Consider the following 21,350-nt stretch of genomic DNA (forward strand, 5'->3'; position numbering starts at 1 on the left):
GCAGGGGAAAAGCAATCCACGAATAGTAAGAATCGGCACATGGCAAAGTGTCGATTACCCTTGCATCTTAAAGTGCACAACGCTATCGCCACAACAGTCATGAACTTACGCAAGTTAGCCCTGGGGCTCGTCCCAATGATCGCTCTCACCAGCTGTGATGAGAATACTAATCCTGTAGAGGTCTCAGAGACCCGCAAACTCACTAGTTACGATGACGAGAGCAATCTCGCGGTGGCTATGCCTAAAAATTGGCGGAGGGTTCCCAGCACTAGGTTTCGTGACTATAATTGTAAATTTAACGAAATCGGCGAGGTCTATATTTCAATAGGATCCGGCGATATCAAGAGTAATGCCGAACGCTGGCTCAAGCAGTTTGGTGACACGCGGGAGGTTGTCGTTTCTGAACTGGAGAAGCTCGATGTAATGGGCTCAAAAGCCGTTATTTTAGAAGCGGAAGGCACATTTGCTGGTATGCGTGGTGTCACTATAGAGGATGCGGGTTTGCTCGGGTTGTTGGTAGAGACTCGTGGAAATTTGATCACGGTGAAGATGATCGGAAAGAAAGAGGAAGTTCAGGCGCAGCGCGAGAATTTCATCGCCTTTTCTAAAAGCATTCAATGGAAGTAAATGATGAGTAAGAAACCAACCAATCCTATTACAAAGATCTTCGCCTTGATTGGTGGATTTCAGGTCGCCATCGTCTGTATGGTTTTATTGCTTATTCTGACATGGCTCTCGACTCTCGAGCAGACTGGCCCAGGTGGACTTTACTGGACCTTAGAAAAGTACTTTAGCTTCGGTGCCTACTATGTGCGCCCAACACTGTATGGCAATGATTTGCCAATTTATCTTCCCGGTGGTTACTGGGTTTGTGCGATTTTCACGCTGAACCTTCTATTTGGCGGTTTGATGCGTATGCGCAAGGGTTGGAAGCATGCTCCGATACTCGTTTCACACTTCAGTATGCTGATGTTGATGATTGGCGGAGCAATGACTTACCATCAATCACGAGAAGCGTATATGCTCTTAGCTGTGGGTGAAACTGGTGACTCCGCGTTCAGCTTGACCGAGCTGTCGATCGAGATTGCAGAGGTCAAGGAAGGGCAAAAGCAAGAGCCGCTGGTGATTAGCTCGGAGCTGTTAGCTGGGGTGAGAGGGAAACCAACGCGCCAACGAGAATTTCTTCTACCAAATTTCCCATTCGACGCGACGGTGAGCGAGTACCATATCCACAATGAACTCTTCCCAGTGCAGGGAAATGCGCCTGAGGGGGTGCATGTGGTGGATGGATATTATGCAATGCCGACCGAACCAACGGGAGCTGAGGAAACGAACCTTTCAGCCTGTATCATTACGCTAAAAGAGCGCTCATCAGGCAAGCAGCATGAGTTGCTCTTGTTCGAGGGAATTTCGCATGATCTGACAGTGACGATTGAGGATAAGATATACGGGCTCCGCCTCCATGGTGAGATTTGGAATACCCCATTCCGTGTCCGTCTAGACGACTCACGTGGCGAAAAGCATCCTGGCACTGGGATGGCTATGATTTACGAGAGCGATGTTACTGTTCTTGATGAAAATGGTAGTGCTGAGCGGAAGTTCAAAATAGAGATGAATAAGCCATTGCGCTATAAAGATCTCACCTTTTACCAAACGAGCTGGAATGACGCTGGTCCCAAAGTTGAGTCAGGTTTCACAGTCAAAACAAACCCATCAGATCAGTGGCCAAAGTATGCCATCTATACCTGTGGAGTAGCACTCTTCGTGCATTTTATTATCAAACTTTTCGGATTCGTGTCCAATAGCATAGCAAGGAGCAAAAATGAGCAGTAGTAAATTAGGTCGTTGGATAGGTTTTCTCTTTGTCCTGTTAGTGGTGGCTTCGATGCTGCTCTACACAGCTAAAGACTCCACTGTGAGTGGCCCCGCCAATGTGGTGGATGGCTATGAAAAATGGGATCCAGAACTAGTCAAAGAGTTTGGCTCCATGCCAATCCAAGACGGCGGACGCATCAAGCCAGTGTCGACCTGGGCTGGCTTTGAGCTGTTAGCTATCAATGGTAAGCGCAAAGTTCGCTTCGAGAGCAACGGTGAGAAGGTGAGCATCAAGCCGACCGAGTGGGTGTTAGACCTGATGTTTCGTGATGAATTAGCATCCAAGATGACCGTTTTTCAGGTCGAGGACGATGCTGTGCTCGATATGATAGAGATGCCTCACGACGGCAAAAAGCGACGTGACCGCTATAGTATGGCCGAGATTCAGGGCCATCTAAAGCAGGTGGATAAGCTGCGTGATGAGATCGCTCAAAAAACCAAAGACGAGCGCGAGCCCATCGAAGACCAATTCATAGGGCTGGTAAGTAACATTCAGAGTTATGTCTCGATTAGTTCGCACTTTTCTCCAGTGAAGGAGGCTATGGCTGACAAGAGTAGCAGCCTCAGTGATGAGTTAAGACTTTTTTCCACCTGGGTAGAAAGATGGCCACAACTTAGCCAGTTTCTAGCAGCCGCTGCTCAGCAAGAAGGCAAACAAATGGATGGGCTAAATAAAGTGGCGAACATGATTTCCATGCGCGTTTTAGATTCCGTGTATTCAGATATAGCTCTCTTCCCGCCGAGCGACCCGGAGCAGGCATCGTGGCCGAAGCGTCAGGGCTGGCTCTCACAGTACATGCAGAACAAAGTTCCTGCAGATCAGGATCAATTCCAGTACCTCCGTGAGATGGAGACACTGGCACTAGCCTACGGTAAAGATGGTCAGCAAGGTTTACTAGAGGCTGTGAAGCTCTACAAAGCAACGGTCCAGACCAAGATGGATGAGCGTGGAGAAGGCAAGAGCCTGAAGAGTGAGATGGTTTACTACAAGATGGATTACTTCTACTATTCCATCACTCCCTTCATCCTAGGTTTCATTATTGTCGCCTGCGGTTGGATATCGCCAGCAACTCGATGGGGACGTGGCTGTAATCGCATAGCATGGGGCTTGTTAGTCATTGGAGCATTGTTGCTGATCACTGGAATCACGCACCGGAGTATCCTAATGAACCGTCCACCTGTTGGAAATCTTTACGATACTATCCCCTTTATCACAGCTATTGTTATTTTGGTGTTAGGTTTCATTGAGTATGTCACCAAGCGTGGTGTCTGTCTAGGTCTGGCATTTTTCCTAGCATCGATTGGGATGTTTCTAGCAATGTGGTACGAGCAGTCCAAAGGGGTGGATCCGATGAACCCTTTGATTGCTGTGTTACGCTCTAACTTCTGGTTAGCGACGCATGTTATTACGATAACTATTGGCTACGCTGGTGGCCTACTCACCGCCGGATTGGCGCATATCTATATTTTTGCGCGAGTATTCAATATTGATGAAGGTGATAAATCGTTCCGCCGCTTCATGACCCGTATCGTTTATGGTGGAGTTTGTTTCACGCTCTTCTTTAGTTTGGTAGGAACCATCCTTGGTGGTGTCTGGGCTAACGATTCCTGGGGCCGCTTCTGGGGCTGGGACCCGAAGGAAAATGGAGCGCTTATCATTGTGCTCTGGACCTTGATTATTCTCCACGCTCGCATGGCTGGTTATCTACGTGAATGGGGAATCCATATCTGCGCAGTTGCCGGATCTATTCTAGTAACCTTCTCGTGGTGGCACGTGAACTTCCTCAGCATTGGACTGCACAATTACGGATTCACTGCTGGTGACGGGCTAAAGGCTATCTGGGCGTTCTACTGCCTCGAGGCTGTGGTCATTTTCATCGCCCTTGGTTACGCTATCAATGAAATCCTAAGGAAGAAGCAGCAGAAAAATGCCGCCAAGTTAGAGGCTGAGTAATGGGCTGGATGGCTAACTATTCAGTGTAGCTTAAAGTGGCTGCTAGACGGAAAGTTGTTTCAGTTGCTCAGGGAACGGGCATACGTCGCAGTCACTGGTGTCTTCTAGGCAGAAGTCTTGGTAGATCTGGAGTAGGGCTTGGTGTTGCCAGGCCTTTTTGAAGAAGTCTTTTTTATCGTGTCGCTGCCCGAATAGTCGGGTGCTGACGCGGTTGATCGACTCGCTGATCGCGGGTGCTGGAAGCTGAAGGTAGTGGTTCCATGCTGTCGCGTCATTTTGAATAATCCGTAGCGGGAGCAGGTGGTTGATTAGTAAATCACGGATTCTGTCCTTACCCATCAGCGCAAGCTGCTTTTCGCTGCGTTTTGATGTCAGCGTGTAGTGGTGGCTCCAAAATGGATCATGGAGCCTCTCTAACCAGTTGATGAGGCTATCCGTTTGGCTAGATAGTTTACGGAAACTTGGCCAGTGCTGGGCGATGTATCCCAGTGCGGCGAGGCGGCGCTGCGGGTGATTGATCGGACGAATTCCCGTGCGAGTCCATTGGATCGACCTCTCGTCGCTGAGTTCGTGTTCGCCGCGGTGTTTCCACCAGGTTTTCCAGAGGTCCTCTAGCCATTGCTGTGAGTCAAGTGGTGCTTGCTCATGGATGTCTGGATGGAGAAAGCCAGCAATGCCAAAAAGTAGTGGGTAGGCGAGCTCTGTGTGCTGACGCAAGTAGTGGATAGGCATGCGTTGCGCGAGCTGGCTCATCGCTTGCTTGTTTGGTCGGTAGCCTAGAGTCTCGGCGAGGGCTATCCAGAGTGCCTGATCTTTTCCGTGGGCTTCACGCACCAGTTGGTGGCGTTTCGCCTTGAGTGCGCAACGATGCTTTGCTGCGGCGAGCATGACTTGCTCAACAGCGCCAGCCGACATGTGTTCTAAGGGTTTGTAGCACCTACCAATACTGGCGGTGGCGGAGGTGTGCCTAGCCTGCTGTAGCGCTTCCTTTACCAGTGCATCCGGGATGACGACTTTAGGAATGTCTGTGTGATTTTCAGATCGAGTAAAATGGCGCGCGTCTGCGTCACGGAAAATGACATGAAGAATGACGTCATTGAATGCAGGATTTATATCGTGTCCGTGAGTTTCCCAGTCGCTAGCATTGGTGTCTAGCTCAAGCGGGCCGGAGTGGGTTTCTCCATCGATTTCGACGGCTGAGTGTAGGAAGTCTGGGCCGGCGGTGCGGTTCCAAAAACCAAATTGCCGGACTACAACAGATCTGCCATCTGTGGTGGTAAATGTGCGACCAAAGAGTCCATTGAACCAGATCGCCTGCAGAGCCATTTCGTCCGGAAGGTCGAGTGGTGGGTCTTCGGCTAGACGGTTTCCATATACGTCTTGTAATAGTTGGGAGTAACTAAGCATGTGAGTCTTTACTTCTTAGAGGTTTGCTTTTTTCTAGGCTCTGCTGGTGGTGGTGGTGGTGGATTGAGAATGTTGAGCATTGCTATAATCGGCTTGCCTGATGGGTGATTCTCTCGGCCTATCAGAGCTTCTTGGAGGATTCCAATAGCGAGGTTCTTTTTCTTCTCAGCCCGGTAGAGGTTAGCGAGGTGAAGGGCGATCCGCACCTTATCGCTGCTATTTTTGTATTTATTCATCGCTGAATAAAACTGGCTCGTTGCTTCTTTGATGTCATCACGATGGAGTTGCCAAAGGCCTAGGATTTCATAATAGCTCGCATCACTTTTTTGGATGGCAGCTGTGGTGAGTTTCTGAGTGATGCGATCTGAATCGAACTTCCATGCTCTAAAGGCGAGGTTGACTGAGCGATAGAGCTTGTCTTGGTCTTCTATCACGCCTGAGCCATCGAGTCGCTTGAATGGCTGATAGAGTGGATCACCAATCGCCAAATTTTGCCAAGAAAGTACAGGAATAGACATGGTAGCTGCTTCGATGAAAGTGAATCCTTCGACCAATCGATCGTGGAGAATATCGAAGTGATGGGTCATCTGTAGGTAGGGCTCGTAGACATTTCCTACCGTGGCAGCGGCGCCTTTGCTGAGAATCGGACCCACCCATTTTGCTTTTTTATTACGCAGATCATTCGCGCTAAATGAATGTAGGTGAATGGCTACGGCGCCGCGTTTGAATTTGAAATCAGGATTGAGGAACGGCCCATTGACAGCACCAGTGTACCAACCGTAATAAAGGCTGACATCCCGCATTGGGTAATTGGTGAGGTATGTTTGTTTGTTCTTGTCGATGGTCGTGGGGATGCCTTTTTGCCAGTTAAGTTCGTCGATTTTTTTGATCCAGTCGTCACCGACCTTGTAGGCTCCACCCTTTAAGGCTAGATCGAGATAACTCATTCCCCAAAGCCCTTGTTTTTCAGTGGCAACGGCATCATCGATCAAGCGCTTAGAGGTTGCAAAGTCAGGCCCGTCGATACGGCCAACCATGAAGTAAGGGACGAGTTCTCTGAGTGTGCTGAACTCAGAATTTTTCTTGAAGTACTTATTAGGTAGTGGACCTTGAATAGGCAGACCTTGGACACCAAATACCGCGAGCTCTGAGTCGACCGCTGCGGAGTTTGCTCGCTGGGTGATGTGCATCTTCTCCGATTGCTCCTTTGGAATTGCTTGGTTACGAATTCCATATGGCATGCCGTACATGCAGACGAGTAGTCGTTTCTTGTTTCCTACAGGAAGCGTGAAGCCGTCTTTGGTTTTGCCTAACTGCCACCATCTGTTTGTCTGGAAGTGTCTGCGTAGAGGATCTTGAATAGTAGAGATGTACTCGGCGCGTGAAATGTGCCCCTTGTTTGGCGTGTCTAGTCCAACGATGTTTTCATGCGGGATAAAGCGTTGTTTAGCATAGTAAAATGCCAGCTTTGAAGATTCAGGGTTGTTGGTGTTATAGAGGATTACGACGGAAGTCGGATCGATGCTGGGCTTTGCCTGTAGTATGGAACTAAAGGCAACGAGCAATAGGAATATTCGCGGTGGCATAATGGGTATAAAGGCTTAGGAAAGGGTCAGAGTGTCGTGAGCAAATCTTATATTAGGAGGTAATTTTGATTCTTCTAACAAATAATCGGTTTCATGCGAAATATGTGTGAGCCAGGTTTGTTTCGCTCCGACCGCCTGAGCGATTTCGATCGCTTCTGGAAGTGAAAGGTGAGTGGGGTGAGGGCTTGGTCGGAGGGCATCTATGATGAAGTGGTCGAGCCCGTCGAGCAGATCTAGGGTGGTCTCAGGAATCGATTTAGCATCAGGAATGTAGCCGATACTGGGCTGCCCTGCTTGATCGAAACGAAACCCGATGGTCTCGACCGAGCCGTGCTGGACGGGTAGGGGCGTGACCTTAGTTTCACCTAACATGAATGGCGCAGCTACTGGATGGACGGCAGGTTTGATGTAACCTTTGTAGATGTTTTCAGGAGAAAAGGCCCATGCGTAGACTCTGGAAAGTTCGTCTAGGCAGCTTAGACTAGAATACAATGGCAGTGGCGAGTCGCGTCTCCAGCAAAACGCGCGCAGTTCATCAAACCCTGCGGTGTGATCGAGATGGCAATGGGTGTAGAGCACTGCATCCACTTTGCGCAAGTTGTGACGTAGCGCTTGCTGGCGGAGATCTGGCCCCGAGTCTACCAGGATAGAATGCGTGGCAGTCTGAATGTGTACCGATGAACGCATGCGATCATTTTTGGGGTCGTCTGAGCTGCAGCTGGCGCAATCACAGCCGATGACGGGAATGCCGACCGAGGTAGATGTGCCGAGGAAAGTGAGAGTCGTTTTCAATATGCTCTGAGCATAGAGGTGTGTAGTACCAATTGAAAAGAGTGATTTCTCAGAGATGTGCAGTTGCTATGTGCAGCGGGGCTTGCATACTCACGTAGATCTTACATAGAACGCATGCTTACTCATATTTTCATCAAAAATTTGGCTTTGGTTGATCAGCTCACTTGGCAACTCGGTAAAGGACTCATCGGTGTGACTGGTGAAACTGGGGCTGGAAAGTCGGTGATAGTGGGGGCTTTGAAATTGGTTTTAGGCGAGCGCGCTGTGAAAGGAATGATCCGTACGGGTGAAGTCTCATGCACCGTGGAAGCTGTGTTCGAGCTAGATGAGCTAGAGGAAGTGAATCGTCTGTTAGAAGATGCCGGCGTGGAGCCCTGCGATGGCGAGCAATTGCTGATCCGAAGAGTGATAGGTCAAAGCTCTAACAAGCAATTCGTCAATAACTCACCCGCAACATTGTCGGTTCTTAAAAATTTGGGTGACCATTTGGTTGATCTTCATGGCCCACATGACCACCAATCATTACTTTCAGTAGAGCGTCAGCTTTCCATGCTCGACGCCTACGCTGTCGCGCAAAAGGATCGTGAGGCTTATCGTTCGATCTATTCTCAATGGAGAAACAAGCTTACCGAATTAGAGAGCCTGCAAAAGAGCGAACAGGCAAACGAGCAAGAAATAGATTTACTAAGATTTCAGGTCGAAGAAATTGATGTGGCTGACATTCGTCCCGAGGAAGAGTCTGAGATAGAAGAGCGCTATAAGCGGGCATCGAACAGCTCTAGGCTAGTCGAGGGAAGTGGCCAAATTGCTGGTATTTTGGGGCGCGAAGTCAATGAGCGCCTCTGCGAGGTCCAGCGACTTGCGCGCGAGTTAGAACGCCTAGACCCTGCAACTCTAGAGTTGTTGGGTGGTCTAGATTCAGCCTTGGTAGAGCTCCAAGAACTAGAGCGAAGCATGGCGGACTACACTGAGAGCTTAGAGATTGATCCAGCCGAGGCTTCTGCCCTAGAAGGACGAATTAATACATTTGAAACCTTGAAGCGTAAGTACGGACCAAGCCTAGAGGATGTTTGCTCTCACCATGCACGAGCGAGCGAGCGCCTTAGCGCCATTGAAAACCGTGGGGGATTGATCGAGCAACTCCGAGCCGAGGCTGAGAAACTCAAAGCGAAGTTAGAATCAGCTGGGCTTAAACTCAGCACCAAGCGCAAAAAGTCAGCACCACGCCTGGCGAAAGAAATTTCTAAACACATCAAGGAGTTGGGGTTCAAACAGGCATCATTCGAGGTGGCTGTGCTGCAAAATGAAACACCGAGCACAAGTGGGCTAGAGTCGGTTGATTTTCAGTTTGGTCCTAATCCTGGTGAACCGCTCAAGCCACTGCGCCAAGTCGCATCAAGTGGTGAAATTTCACGCGTGATGCTAGCCGTGAAGAGTGCGCTAGCAGATCAAGACGCCACACCGCTTATGGTATTCGATGAAATCGATGCCAATGTTGGCGGTGAGATTGCCCGCGCAGTGGGTGAGAAGATGGCTGTGTTAGGCGAGAAGCACCAAGTAATTTCCATCACCCACTTCCCACAAGTTGCAGCAGTTGCCGCGGAGCATTTTGTGGTCGATAAATTAGTCGAAGACGGCAGGACACGTTCCACACTGCGTCAAGTTGAAGGTGAGCAACGCATCGATGAATTGGTGCGGATGCTTGGTGGTGGTGACGGTGAGCAAGCAAGAGCAATGGCTCTGAGTCTAATGCCTCAAGGCGTCTAGTCGGCACTAGCCGAGTGGTGGAACCCAACCGGCAGCTTTGACCGCTGGGGTGATAAATTTGGTGCGGATGTCGGTCTCGCTGAGGTCTTTCTTATTCACGAAGTGAGGAGATGGGAGTTGTTAAGAGGGTTGACACAAAAAGGCACTCAACTAGTAGTCGAGTGCCTTTGGGAAAATTAAGTTGTGAATTTGTTAGGCGCTTAGCTCAAGCCGGGGATGTTCATTCCGCCGGTGAGTTTGGACATCTCGCCGCTGGCCATATCTTTGCCTTTGGTGATGGCTTCTTGGACACCTTTGAGGACGAGTTCTTGGAGGAATTCGGCGTCGTCTGGGTCGATGATTGAGGGATCGATCTTGATGTCTTGGACATCGCCTGCGCCGGTGGCTACGACGACGACTTTGCCGCCGCCGACGGATGCTTCGACGGTTTGTGTTGCGAGCTCTTCTTGAGCTTTCTGCATGCCAGCTTGCATTTGCTGGGCTTGCTTCATGAGTTTGTTGATGTCCATTTTTTTTAGTTATTGGTTAATCGTTATTGGTTAATCGTTATTTGTGAATGGTTGAGTGTGGCTCTGGGGAGCCAGTTGATGAATAATTAGGCGGTCTTGAGGGTGGCCTCGAAGATTACCAAGGCCTTTTTGATAAGTGGGTCTTTGTAGAATTCGTTATCGTCGATTTTCGCTACCTTTGGTTCTTCGGCTTCTGCTTTAGCTGCGGGTTTTGGCTTAGGTGAGTCGGCAGAGTCTGGCTGAAGCATTGGTGGTGCTTCTGAGACTTCTGGGGCGGACTCTATGAATGCATCTAGTCCACTGATAGTCTCATTAGCTGAGCGCTTCTTCAGCGGCTCTGGTGTGAATTCCTCTTGCGGGGCAGGGGGGGCTTGCTGGGCTGGCTCCGGAGTCGGCTCTGATGGAGTTACAACTACTGCTGAAGCCTCGATGACTGGCTCAGGTGCTGGTGTCTCAACTACTTTTTGCTGAGTTGGGCTAGCTGCTGGCTGAGGGGTGGGGGCTTCTGTCTCTGGAGCTGGCTGAACCTTAACTGCTGGAGTGGCTGGGGCTGGGGGCTTTGCGGGTTCAATGGCTTCGAGCTGTGCGCTGTCGAGTGTTCCGGCGCCCGCTAGAGCTGAAATGACATCGCTGATACGCGCGTCATTGAGTGATTGGATCGCTTTGATGATGCCAATTTCAAAATGGAGTTTCTTGTTACTAGCCCATTTCATCCGAGCTTCTGTGTCGGCGAAGATCTCAACGAGATTGAGCAAGCGGTCCGTCGATACGGGCTTGCTGGCATCCATGAGTGCATCCCACAAATCCTGCGGGATGCCGTCGTTGTTGGCATTGGGGTCAATTTTCGCGACGAGGAGGGCGCGCAAGCAACCGATAGTGTCTTCAAGCAGTCGGCTGAGCTCTTTGCCATCGCTGGCTTGTTCATTGAGAAGAGTGAGCGCTGATGAGGCATTTTTAGCTAAAATGCTCTGGGTGAGTGACGCGACAGTTTCTCTGGATGTGTATCCGAAGACGCTGAGTACATCTTTTTCTGTGATTTTACTGCCACAGAATGCGACAAGCTGGTCCAGCATCGACTGGGCGTCACGCATGCCTCCATCTGCTCCTTTGGCTACCGCCCAAGCTGCAGCGGGGTCCAATGTGACTTTCTCGTTGTTCGCAATGAAGGTGAGTTGATCGGCTATGGTCTGGGTGTTGATAGGCCGCAGGTCAAAGCGCTGACAACGTGAAATGATAGTAGGGAGAATCTTGTTTGGCTCAGTGGTGGCGAAGATGAACTTTACATGTGCAGGTGGTTCCTCGAGTGTCTTGAGTAGTGCATTGAATGCTGAGGTGGAAAGCATGTGAACCTCATCAATGTAGTAAATTTTAAACTTACCTTGAGTGGGTGCGTATTGCACGTTTTCACGCAAGTCACGGATGTGATCCACGCCGTTGTTGGAAGCTCCATCGATTTCGATGACGTCTAGTGATGTGCCATCGGCAATCTCTTTACAGATCTCGCAATCAGGGTCGAAGTTAGCATCGGGGCCGTCTGGGCAATTGAGCGCTTTCGCTAAAATGCGTGCAGTGGTTGTCTTGCCTGTCCCCCTAGGACCAACAAACAAATAGGCGTGCGCAAGGCGATCTTGTTCAATAGCGTTGCGGAGGGTTTGGATGACATGGTCTTGACCTAATACGTCATTGAATGTCTTTGGGCGATATTTTCGCGCGAATACCTGATAACTCACAAAGTGAGATTACTGGTGAACTCTGAAATGCCAATGGAAAAGTAGTCGGGAGGTCGGATATTTTACGTGGCCGTGAAAAACAAAAAAAGACGCAGAAGTCTGCGCCTTTTGATGGGTTACAATTTTCGTACGATTTACCCGAGATGTTTGCTCACGAGTTGGATGGCATTTTCGGCTGTGATACCGTGAATTTCCCTGAGGATATCTACTTTGCCGTGTTCGACAAATGCGTCGGGCCAGCCGATGCGCTCGACCTTTGTTGGGATGTCGGCATCGCTAAGAAGTTCAATGATACTCGCTCCGAACCCGTTAGGCAGAACGTGATCCTCAAAGGTGCATACAACTTTACATTGTGCTGCCTTTTCAGTGATTAGCTTTGCATCAAGAGGTTTGATCCAACGTGGATTGATGAGGCAGACAGAATACCCTTGGGCTTCAAGTTTATCTTTGGCCTCTACAGCCAACTCGAAGAGATGACCAAGCCCGATAAGACAGACGTCAGTGCCTTCTTGTATAAGCTCCGCTTCACCGATAGTGAGGAGCGCTGGCTCGTCCTTTACTTTAGCTCCAACACCCGCACCACGTGGGTAGCGGATAGCTGTCGGGCCATCGTCATAATTTGCCATTGTCCAAAGCATGTCGACGAATTCGTCTTCATCTTTTGGCTGCATGTGGATGATGCCGGGGACGACACGAAGGTAGCCGATGTCAAAAAGTCCGTGGTGAGTAGGGCCGTCGTCACCAGAAAGGCCAGCGCGATCCATGCAGAGCCTTACTGGAAGTGACTGCAGCGCCATGTCATGAATGATCATATCGTAGGCGCGCTGCATGAATGTAGAGTATATCGTAAGGAATGGGCGAAATGACTCACAAGCCTGGCCGCAGGCAAAGAGGGCTGCGTGTTCTTCCGCGATACCTACATCGAAATAGCGCTCGTTGAGCTCATCCTTGAAGATGTCTAACTTTGTGCCACCAGGCATTGCTGCGGTGATAGCGGTGATTTTAGGATCCTTTTTTGCGAAGTTTGTGAGCTTGCGTCCGAAAATTTCTGAGAATGTTGGGAGGCTAGCCGCAGCAGTCGAACCATCTTCAATCTTATAGGCACCAAGCCCATGAAATTTCCCAGGGTTGTCGAGTGCTGGAGTGTAGCCACGTCCTTTTTCTGTGATGATATGAAGTACGACGGGCTCATCTTGATCGCGCAAATATTCGAAAGTGTCGACCAATATCCCGATATTGTGACCATCGATTGGGCCGAAGTAGCGAATGCCAAATTTTTCGAACAGGACACTGGGTGCGAGTAAGTTCTTAGCTCCTTGCTCAAGCTTGTGGGCGAGCTTGCGCGCACCCATGCCTCCAAATTTCTCTACGATGTCAGCGGTTTTACTGCGAACAGATGAGTAGGTGGCACTTGTTTGGAGACCATTGAAGTGTCTAGCTAGGGCTCCAACATTCTTGTCGATCGACCATTCATTGTCATTGAGTACAACGATAAACTTCTTGGTCGTGTCTGTAATATTGTTAAGGGCTTCAAGCGTGATTCCACAGGTGAAGGCTGCATCGCCTGCGACGGCGACCACGTCGAAATCTTTACCCGCTAGATCGCGTGCAGATGCCATTCCAAGCGCTGCGGATACGGCTGTGCCTGCATGTCCCGCTCCATAGCAATCGTGCTCGGATTCGGTACGTAGCAGGTAACCATTGAGTCCATCGTGAGTGCGGATGGTGTGAATCTCGCTAGCGCGCCCCGTGAGCATCTTGTGGACGTATCCCTGGTGGGAAACATCAAAGGTGAATTTGTCCGTCGGAGAGTCGAAGACGTAGTGAAGCGCGATTGAGAGCTCTACTACACCTAAGTTCGGTCCGAGGTGACCGCCAGTAACTGAAAGCCTAGAAATCAGAACATCACGGATTTCCTGAGCTAGCTCGGGAAGATCTGATCTATGGAGTTTCTTGAGGTCTACTGGAGATTGGATCGTAGAGAGTAGGCGCGGAAGCGGTTCTGGTGATTTAGAAGAGTCTGATTTCATCGTCATCTGATGATGATGGGGTGTTGTTGGATGGTTTTGAGGCCGTTTTAGTGGACCCTTTGGTGCCACCATTTTTGATAGTTTCAAGTCGCTTTTTTGCTGATGTGAGAGTTGTTTCACATTCAGAGAGTAGCTTGGCACCACGCTCGTAGTGGCTAATCAGTTCTTCGAGAGGGAGTTGGTCTGATTCCATTTGGTTGACGAGGCTGTCGAGTTCTTCCATGGCTTCCTCGAATGATGGCGTTGATTTCTTTGGCATGATGAAAAGAGGTGAAGTTTGCTTAGTTTCTCACACGTATTTTAGTGCGAGAGTAGTAGGTGGATGGTTCGAAAAGTCCGGAGAGTGAAGCTTTGTGCGGGTATCTTCCGATTTGTGGGTCAATCAATGGAGCTATACTTGCATTTTTACTCATAATGGACGCGCTTTCGTTGCGTGTGAAGTAAGTAATCCATGGGATATAGGCCAATGCTGCGAGGTCACGGTTCTTGTAGAGCGATGTCTGGATATCCTCGCCGCGGTAGCTCATGCTGGAAATGTGTAGTCCTGCGATAGGATTGCCTCCCTCTGCAATGGCTTCAATCTTAGAGAAGTCATCGTAGGACTGAGGTAGCCAGATTGCGTGTCTATCAGCATACCAAGCCACAGCCCATGGTTGGTCGGAAATGATGATGTCCTCGTTATCTGTGACCTTGTGTAATGGCCCGTTGAGACTGTACATGTCCACTCCGTTTATGCTGGTGCTGGGACGCTTATTGTCACTCAATTGCTTGATGTGCAGTATGAGTGGTGCGGCTGTTATCAAGAGAATAACGGCAATATGTAGGTTGCCGAGGAAGCCCGCTTGTTGGCTTAATGGGCAGTGCGACCAAATAATACTAATGAGAGCAATTCCGTAGCCACACATGAGTGGGGCAAATAAGAGGTGGAGTTGGTTTGGGTCGAGCTGGCTCTTAGTAAGTCCATAGATACCCATGCCTATCGAGGCGAAAATCCACATAATGAGTATGTTCCATCGGAAAATAGCGATGCTGGAGCGCTTGAACGGGTGAGCTAAGCAAAGGAAGAATGCTGGAGCGAGTATGAGTCCACCCAGGTAGTTGTGAACATTGGAGATCTGCAAGAGTGTTGATTGTGCAGTTCTAGCAAGGATGCCCTTGACGTTGAAAGTTCCGTCAAACTGGCGCATGGCATTATCTGCCCCTCCGGCGTGAATGGCATGGAAGGCTGTTCCCTTAGCGTCACCCGTTTGAGTCCAATAGAAAATGATGGGGCCAGCAATGAAGAAGAGCATGATGAGAGCTAACCCAATAGCGATCACTCCGCGTGGGCGGAAGTAGAAGCAAGCGAAGATGAAGTAGCCGATGAAAATCCACAAGGTCATCCAGTGAGAGAGAGCAAGTAGGCCGAAAAAGAATCCTGAGAGTAGAGCTGGAACGAGCGGTTTGCGTTCAGCCTCCTGGGCTTCCACGGCGCGCCACGCTAGGTAGCACGCTGCGGAGAACAGCGTGAGCATCAGCATCTGCGGTAGACCAGTCTGGGTGATTTTCCACATATAGTCGGAGAATACCATGATGAGCGCTACAATGGAGGCTATCTTCGCATCAAATATGCGCGAAATAAGGAGGTAGTTGAGACCTATAGCAATTAAGAAAAAAGTGGCACAGGTGATAGCGATGATTCGGTCTAATTTATAGAGCTTATCATTTACCTCCATCTTGTAGTTTTCAAAATCATCGGCACCGACCATTTTTAGAACGCCGGCGTAAACAAGAATATTAAGTGGAGAGTGATAGGTTTCAGGAATATGCAGGAGGTTGATTTCCTTTTCATTTTCGATCATTTGCTGAAGAGTGATGGGACGAATGAACTTCGTGGTAAGTCCATTCCCTCTGGCTACTTCACGTCCAACCTGAGCCTGATCGATGCCTGTCCTGCTGGTGAGTCCGTCAAAGCTGAATACTGTGTGAAGTATAAAAAGGCCGATGAGGAGGGCTGCGAAAATGGCGCGGCGGAAGAAGTTGCCGGAGTCGAATGCTGATTTTGCGTTCATCGATTGGGGTTAGATGTCGAGTTCTTTGAGTTTGCGCTGAAGTGTGCGACGGCTGATACCTAGCAGTTCAGCTGCAGCAGTGCGATTATTATTTGTGTGTTTCAATGCTTGCTGAATCATTTCTGACTCAAGGGTGTGCAGATTGAAGCTGAGCGGGGATGTCTGAAGCTCGGGGAGTGCGTTTTGCTGGCTGTCGGTATTTGAGTCATCTGAGGACGGCGGAATAAGATGGGCGCCGGATTGAATGTTGAAAGGGAGATGGATAGATTCGATGCTCGTGCCATTACTCATGACGACTCCATGCTCAATGGCGGTGCGCAGTTCGCGGACGTTGCCTGGCCAGTTATAGTGTTGAATTTGTCTAGAGGCCTCAATCGAGATGGAGCTCACTTGTTTGTTGTTCTCTTGATTAAACTCTTTGAGGAATACATTTGCTAGAAGGATGATGTCTTCTTTGCGGTTCCTTAAGGGGGGGAGCACCATCTTGACTACATTGAGCCTAAAAAAAAGATCTTCGCGGAAGTCTCCTTTTGCGACCATTCTCGCAAGATTTTTGTTAGTGGCAGTAATGACTCTTACATCTATGTTGATGGTCGAGTTAGATCCGACGCGCTCGATAGTGCGCTCGGAGAGGACTCGTAGTAGTTTGACCTGTGTTGCTTGATCAACTTCCCCGATTTCATCCAGAAAAAGTGTTCCACCATCAGCTTGCTCGAAGCGACCAATGCGTCTTTGGCTGGCACCGGTGAATGCGCCTTTCTCGTGGCCAAAAAGTTCGCTTTCTAGTAGTTGAGGAGAGAGGGCTGCGCAGTTGACCGTAATTATTTTGTCTTTGGCGCGGCCGCTGAGTGAATGGATGGCATTGGCTACCACCTCTTTTCCCGTTCCAGATTCGCCTTCGATGAGGACGGTGGCTTTCGTGGGTGAGATCTGTGTGATCATCGCATGGATTTGCGCCATTGCTGGTGAGTTGCCTATGAGCGGCTCTAGCCCGTGCGGTTGTTTACCAACCTTTTTACGAAGCTCTTGGTTTTCAGTCTCTAGTTTTTGGTTATTCGACTCAAGTGATCTGCTACGCAATGCGCGTTTGATCATGAATTCCACCTCATCAATATTGAGGGGTTTGGTGACAAAATGCCAAGCTCCCCGGCGCATCGCTTCGACCGCTGTATCGACTGACCCATAGGCGGTCATCATGATGGCTATGGGAGCATGTGGAAGCTTCAGTATGTTATCTAGAAGATCCATCCCACTGTCTCCACCCATGCGTAGATCTGTGAGGACGAGGTCTATTTTCTCTGAGTTGAGAATATTTGTAGCCTCTCTGATATCTGAGGCTACGTAGCAGTCGAATTCATCTTCGAGAGCCATGCGGAGGCCGTCTCGGGTAGATTTTTCGTCGTCGACGATGAGGATAGTGGCGTCCATAGGGTAGGTGATCAATGTTCTAGATCGATAATTTCCGATTGATTGTCTGGTAGGAGGCGTAGATGGCGCTCCTCTCGTGGGAAGTGAAGCTTGATTGTAGTGCCTTCATCAAGCTCACTTTGTACTTCTATTTCACCTCCGTGTTCACGAATGATGCGCCTGACCACAATGAGTCCGAGTCCGGTCCCAGAGCTCTTGGTGGTTTTGTAGGGTTCGTAGAGAGATCCCATATGCTCTGGTGAGATTCCTGAGCCGTTGTCGCGGATGCTTAGGGTGACTTCGTAGTCTGATGTATCGGTGTTGATCCAGAGGTTTCCTCCCGACGCGGGTAAAGCTTGGGCTGCATTGCGAATGAGATTGTAGAGGGCTTGTTGGATTTGGTCAGCATCTAGATCGAGGAGAGGTAAACTTCCCGCTAAGTCTAGAGTTATTTGAGCATGCCTACTTTGTAGTTCTGCCTCTAGTGTGCTTAGCGTGGTTTTTAAAATGTCATGGAGTTGACGTTTTTCTCTAACGGGGGAGGTGGGCCGTACAGCGTGGAGGAATTGCTTGAGGATAGAGTCGAGTCTCTTGATTTCTCCTTGGGCGGTAGAGAGAAGTGCTCCTAACTCATTTTTATCACCTTTCGGGAGTTTGCGTAATTTGCGCTGCATGAGCTGCAGGTGAATGTCCAGAGAGTTGAGTGGGTTTCCGATTTCATGAGCGACACCAGCGGCGAGTAAAGTGAGCGCGTTGAGCTTTTCGCTCTCGAGGAATTCTGCTGCCTCTTGCTTGGATTTCGTGACATCCCTAACGAGCATGACATACCCTAAATGCTCGTCATTTTCTACGATGTGACTTTTTATGGGTGATATGTAAAAATTGAGCGTGAGTTGTTCTGGGTAAAATACTTCTAGATCTCTATTTGTGACACTGTCTGGTCTAGCGACAGAGTTCCAATCGAAACCGCGGATGGCTGTATTGATGTGCTGCCCAATACATTTTTGGTGCTCAATTCCAAAGAAATTGAGCACCGATTGGTTAGCGAATGTGATGATTCCCTCGGGCGAAAGAATGAGTAAACCTTCTTTGAGCGCTTCAAAAACGTTCTCTAAAAATCCTTTATCGCGGACCAGACGACTCACCAGATTTTGTACCTCACTGGGAGAAAATCTATCTAAGCGCGTGATGAGCTTGTCTAGGAAGCCGTCTTTCATCTATAGTGTGAGAATGGAAGTTATTTTAGTGTATATCAATTTCCCGAATAGGGAGAGTGCGCGTCAGATTGGCACAGGGCTGATAGAAAAGCAACTGGCGGCTTGTGTCAACATCATCCCTGAAGTTGAGTCAATCTACCAATGGAAAGGTGAGGTCAAAGTCGAGAATGAGGTGATGGTCATTGTTAAGACCACTGCGAGCCGCTACAAGCAACTCGAGGCGTTCGTGCTTGAAAAACACCCTTATGATGTGCCTGAGGTAATTAGCCTCCCTTTATCGCAGGGTTCGGAGTCATACCTCAACTGGGTGCAGGATAAAATGGAGGGCTATCATTAGAGGTGAGCTCTAGTAGAGGGTTTTTCGTGGCTCCTCAACGGTCGGCTGTGGCGGTGCCGGTTGTTCGACCATGATCTCAAAATCACCCTCTTCGCAGCAGCGAACAAATCCTTCTGCATAACCTTTGAGCTGATCCCAAACTCTACGAATTTCATCAGCTTCATTGCTGGTGATTGAGTTATCGAGAGCTGCGGCTGAGATTTGCGATAGAAGATGAGAGAACTGGCCAACGATTTCATTGGTTGCTGGTAGGTATTGAAATCCCTTCTTGCAGTGGCTTTCGGGATTACGGACGAAGTAACCTCCGCATTGTTCAGCTAAATGTTCGATGATGGCATGATGGCCAGTGAGTTCGAAAATATTTACAATGCGGTCAATCGGGTTTCTGCTGCCAGATCCTAGACCCGATTGATCCTGAGCCCACTTATAAACGAGTGAAAGCGAGACTCCTAATTCTGAGGCGACGACTTTTGGGGACGTTTCTTTGAAAGCAATTTTTAACACTTCATGGGATTCCATACGGTTGTTTTAGGAAGAAGCTTTATATTTTCAAGGATCATATTTTAAGAGTCGAGTCTAGACGGTTAGCAATGCTTGTGAAATGGTGGGTTTAGAACTTAAGTAACTATGAAGACCATCCATGTAGCAGCAGGCAGTGTGAATCAAACTCCATTAGATTGGGAAGGGAATCTATCTCGCCTCATCGCCGTGATCAACGAAGCTAAGCAGAGCGGGGTGCAAGTTTTGTGCCTCCCTGAATTGGCGGTTACAGGCTACGGCTGCGAAGATGCTTTTTTGATGCCTAATACAGTGGAACGCGTGGAGAGTGTGTTAGCTGAACTACTACCGCACAGCTGTGGTATGGTGGTGAGCGTAGGTCTCCCATGGCGTCACAATCACGCGCTATTTAACGTAGTAGCAGTGCTAGTAGATGGTGAGTTACTAGGCCTTGTGGGTAAGCAACACCTTGCTGGTGATGGACTTCACTACGAGCCTAGATGGTTTAACCCTTGGCCACGTGGTGAGGTGGCTGTGACTCAGTGTTTGAGGCAAGACGTGCTACTGGGTGATCTTTTATTTGATGTGAGCGGTGTCCGTATAGGCTTTGAGATTTGCGAGGACGCATGGTCGGCAAATCGTCCAGGAGCTACTCTTTCCGCCTATGGATTAGACTTATTACTCAACCCTAGTGCGAGTCATTTCGCTTTCGGTAAGCAACGACTACGTGAGCGCTTTATCAATGAAGGTACGAGGAGTTGTGGCTGCGCCTACTTGTACGCAAATTTACTAGGAAATGAATCTGGACGGGTCATTTTTGATGGTGGTCCACTGATTTCAAATCAAGGCGAGCTGGTAGCACATGGTGAGAGATTTAGTTTTATGGATCATACACTTGTGTCTGCATTGATTGATATTGAAGTCAATCGCAGCAAGGTCGCCTCGACGGCTAGTCGCTTAGTTGATGTGAGTGACCCCATTGGCCTAGTGCGGTCAGATTGGCAGCCAGAATTTTTGCTCGCAGCACCCAGCCTGCATATCGAACGGTCAGCTTGGAGCAAAGAAGAAGAGTTTACGCATGCGGTGGGTTTAGCTTTATTCGACTATTTACGTAAAAGTTATTCGCAGGGTTTCGTGGTGTCTCTGAGTGGTGGAGCGGATTCCTCGGCTGTGAGTTGCCTCGTCTATATTGGGCTGCGTCTAGCTCTAGCTGAGTTAGGCGAGGCAGGGGTGCGTGAGCGTTTGCCTCACATTGAGCTGCCGCAGAATGTTGATGAATGGATGTCTCAGTTATTGGCCTGCGTTTATCAAGCATCCGAGAACAGCGGCGGGGCCACCGAGTTGAGCGCTAAAGAACTAGCTGAATACCTAGGGGCAGATTATCAAAGCTGGCTCATCGCGCCATTAGTAGAGGGCTACACCTCAATGGTTAGTGATGGCATCGGCCGTGAACTTACTTGGACTAAAGACGATCTGGCCCTACAAAATATCCAGGCGCGAGTTCGCTCTCCTGGGATCTGGATGTTAGCTAATATTAGAAATTCACTATTACTCGCTACCAGCAATCGCTCTGAAGTGGCAGTTGGGTACGCTACGATGGATGGCGACACCTCTGGCGGATTGAGCCCCATCGGAGGAATAGACAAAGCTTTCCTCCGCAACTGGTTAGTCTGGCTAGAGAATGAGGGCTCCGAGCTGATTCAGCCGATCCCAGCCTTGAAATCCGTCAACAGATTACAGCCGACTGCCGAGCTGCGCCCATCTGATCAAGGTCAGACGGATGAAAGCGATCTCATGCCGTATCCCGTTCTCGATGCTATTGAGCGAGCAGCCATTAGAGATAAGCGAGCTCCGCTGGCTATTTACATTCTGATTCGGGAGCTATTCCCAGATTATCCAGCCGAGCAATTGAAGGAGTGGGTTTTGAAGTTTTTCCGACTCTGGTGTCGCAATCAATGGAAGCGTGAGCGCTGCGCTCCATCATTCCATGTTGATGATGAAAACCTCGACCCCAAGACATGGTGCCGTTTCCCCATCCTCTCAAGTGGCTTCGCTGTTGAGTTGAAGGAGTTAGAAGGGTTTTCTGAGTAGTTTTCTCGCTTAAATCACACGAAGCGACAATTTCACAACTCCAAGCCCTCCTGCTTGGGTGTTCTCCAATAGGCAGCTTCACTGGACTTATTGCCGTCT

The 21,350-nt window shown here is 49.3% G+C and carries 17 protein-coding genes; 6 read left to right on the plus strand and 11 right to left on the minus strand.

The features are described from left to right. Positions 1–39 precede the first annotated feature (39 nt). The 3 genes from BSZ32_RS16330 to BSZ32_RS16340 are packed head-to-tail and all read left to right on the plus strand — an operon-like array spanning position 40 to position 3,829. A complete protein-coding gene (locus BSZ32_RS16330) occupies positions 40–627 on the plus strand; it encodes a hypothetical protein (protein WP_165788905.1) in 588 nt (195 codons plus the stop codon). Next, a complete protein-coding gene (locus tag BSZ32_RS16335; RefSeq protein ID WP_105044404.1) occupies positions 628–1,833 on the plus strand; it encodes a cytochrome c biogenesis ResB family protein in 1,206 nt (401 codons plus the stop codon). Then, the gene (locus BSZ32_RS16340) at positions 1,823–3,829 is read left to right on the plus strand and encodes a cytochrome c biogenesis protein (RefSeq protein WP_105044405.1); all 2,007 of its coding nucleotides are present in this window, start codon (positions 1,823–1,825) and stop codon (positions 3,827–3,829) included. The genes BSZ32_RS16335 and BSZ32_RS16340 overlap by 11 nt, the downstream gene beginning before the upstream one ends. Positions 3,830–3,871: 42 nt before the next feature. Here the strand turns inward: BSZ32_RS16340 and BSZ32_RS16345 are convergent, their stop codons facing one another. Genes BSZ32_RS16345 through BSZ32_RS16355 form a run of 3 tightly spaced genes read right to left on the minus strand, consistent with a single transcriptional unit; the run spans position 3,872 to position 7,614 of the window. Then, a complete protein-coding gene (locus BSZ32_RS16345; protein WP_105044406.1) occupies positions 3,872–5,236 on the minus strand; it encodes a DUF2851 family protein in 1,365 nt (454 codons plus the stop codon). An 8-nt stretch (positions 5,237–5,244) separates the two neighbouring features. Continuing rightward, on the minus strand, positions 5,245–6,822 hold the full coding sequence (locus BSZ32_RS16350) for a TIGR03790 family protein (protein ID WP_105044407.1): 1,578 nt from the start codon (positions 6,820–6,822) through the stop codon (positions 5,245–5,247). Between the two features lie 15 nt (positions 6,823–6,837). Next, positions 6,838–7,614, minus strand: a complete 777-nt coding sequence (locus tag BSZ32_RS16355) for an MBL fold metallo-hydrolase (protein WP_240610669.1) — start codon at positions 7,612–7,614, stop codon at positions 6,838–6,840. Between the two features lie 114 nt (positions 7,615–7,728). Between BSZ32_RS16355 and recN the strand changes: the two genes are divergently transcribed. Then, positions 7,729–9,381 carry a DNA repair protein RecN gene (gene recN, locus BSZ32_RS16360; RefSeq protein WP_105044408.1) on the plus strand — a complete coding sequence of 551 codons (1,653 nt, stop codon included), beginning with the start codon at positions 7,729–7,731 and terminating at the stop codon, positions 9,379–9,381. Between the two features lie 200 nt (positions 9,382–9,581). Here the strand turns inward: recN and BSZ32_RS16365 are convergent, their stop codons facing one another. The 7 genes from BSZ32_RS16365 to BSZ32_RS16395 all read right to left on the minus strand — a co-directional run bounded on the left by BSZ32_RS16365 (position 9,582) and on the right by BSZ32_RS16395 (position 18,325). Continuing rightward, entirely contained in the window at positions 9,582–9,890 is a 309-nt protein-coding gene (locus tag BSZ32_RS16365; protein WP_105044409.1) for a YbaB/EbfC family nucleoid-associated protein, read from the minus strand. An 86-nt stretch (positions 9,891–9,976) separates the two neighbouring features. Further along, complete coding sequence (gene dnaX / locus BSZ32_RS16370) at positions 9,977–11,620, minus strand: DNA polymerase III subunit gamma/tau (protein WP_105044410.1); 1,644 nt, start codon at positions 11,618–11,620, stop codon at positions 9,977–9,979. 134 nt (positions 11,621–11,754) lie between these two features. After that, positions 11,755–13,656, minus strand: coding sequence for a 1-deoxy-D-xylulose-5-phosphate synthase (dxs, locus tag BSZ32_RS16375; RefSeq protein WP_105044411.1), 1,902 nt, complete (start codon positions 13,654–13,656; stop codon positions 11,755–11,757). Further along, positions 13,631–13,909: an exodeoxyribonuclease VII small subunit gene (gene xseB, locus BSZ32_RS16380; RefSeq protein ID WP_105044412.1), complete on the minus strand. Its 279-nt coding sequence runs from the start codon at positions 13,907–13,909 to the stop codon at positions 13,631–13,633. The genes dxs and xseB overlap by 26 nt, the downstream gene beginning before the upstream one ends. A gap of 22 nt (positions 13,910–13,931) precedes the next feature. Next, the gene (locus tag BSZ32_RS16385) at positions 13,932–15,701 is read right to left on the minus strand and encodes an ArnT family glycosyltransferase (protein WP_105044413.1); all 1,770 of its coding nucleotides are present in this window, start codon (positions 15,699–15,701) and stop codon (positions 13,932–13,934) included. Between the two features lie 9 nt (positions 15,702–15,710). Then, the gene (locus tag BSZ32_RS16390) at positions 15,711–17,129 is read right to left on the minus strand and encodes a sigma-54-dependent transcriptional regulator (RefSeq protein WP_105044414.1); all 1,419 of its coding nucleotides are present in this window, start codon (positions 17,127–17,129) and stop codon (positions 15,711–15,713) included. Between the two features lie 11 nt (positions 17,130–17,140). Then, positions 17,141–18,325 carry a two-component system sensor histidine kinase NtrB gene (locus tag BSZ32_RS16395; protein WP_105044415.1) on the minus strand — a complete coding sequence of 395 codons (1,185 nt, stop codon included), beginning with the start codon at positions 18,323–18,325 and terminating at the stop codon, positions 17,141–17,143. A 13-nt stretch (positions 18,326–18,338) separates the two neighbouring features. Between BSZ32_RS16395 and cutA the strand changes: the two genes are divergently transcribed. After that, positions 18,339–18,662 carry a divalent-cation tolerance protein CutA gene (gene cutA, locus BSZ32_RS16400; RefSeq protein WP_105044416.1) on the plus strand — a complete coding sequence of 108 codons (324 nt, stop codon included), beginning with the start codon at positions 18,339–18,341 and terminating at the stop codon, positions 18,660–18,662. A 9-nt stretch (positions 18,663–18,671) separates the two neighbouring features. Here the strand turns inward: cutA and BSZ32_RS16405 are convergent, their stop codons facing one another. After that, positions 18,672–19,181, minus strand: a complete 510-nt coding sequence (locus tag BSZ32_RS16405) for a phage regulatory CII family protein (RefSeq protein ID WP_206018888.1) — start codon at positions 19,179–19,181, stop codon at positions 18,672–18,674. 108 nt (positions 19,182–19,289) lie between these two features. Here BSZ32_RS16405 and nadE point away from each other — a divergent pair, with 108 nt between their 5' ends. Further along, complete coding sequence (gene nadE / locus BSZ32_RS16410) at positions 19,290–21,251, plus strand: NAD(+) synthase (RefSeq protein ID WP_105044417.1); 1,962 nt, start codon at positions 19,290–19,292, stop codon at positions 21,249–21,251. The last annotated feature ends 99 nt before the right edge of the window (positions 21,252–21,350 follow it).

It is taken from the genome of Rubritalea profundi (genome assembly GCF_002954445.1).
In the GTDB taxonomy this organism is placed as follows: Bacteria; Verrucomicrobiota; Verrucomicrobiia; order Verrucomicrobiales; family Akkermansiaceae; genus Rubritalea; species Rubritalea profundi.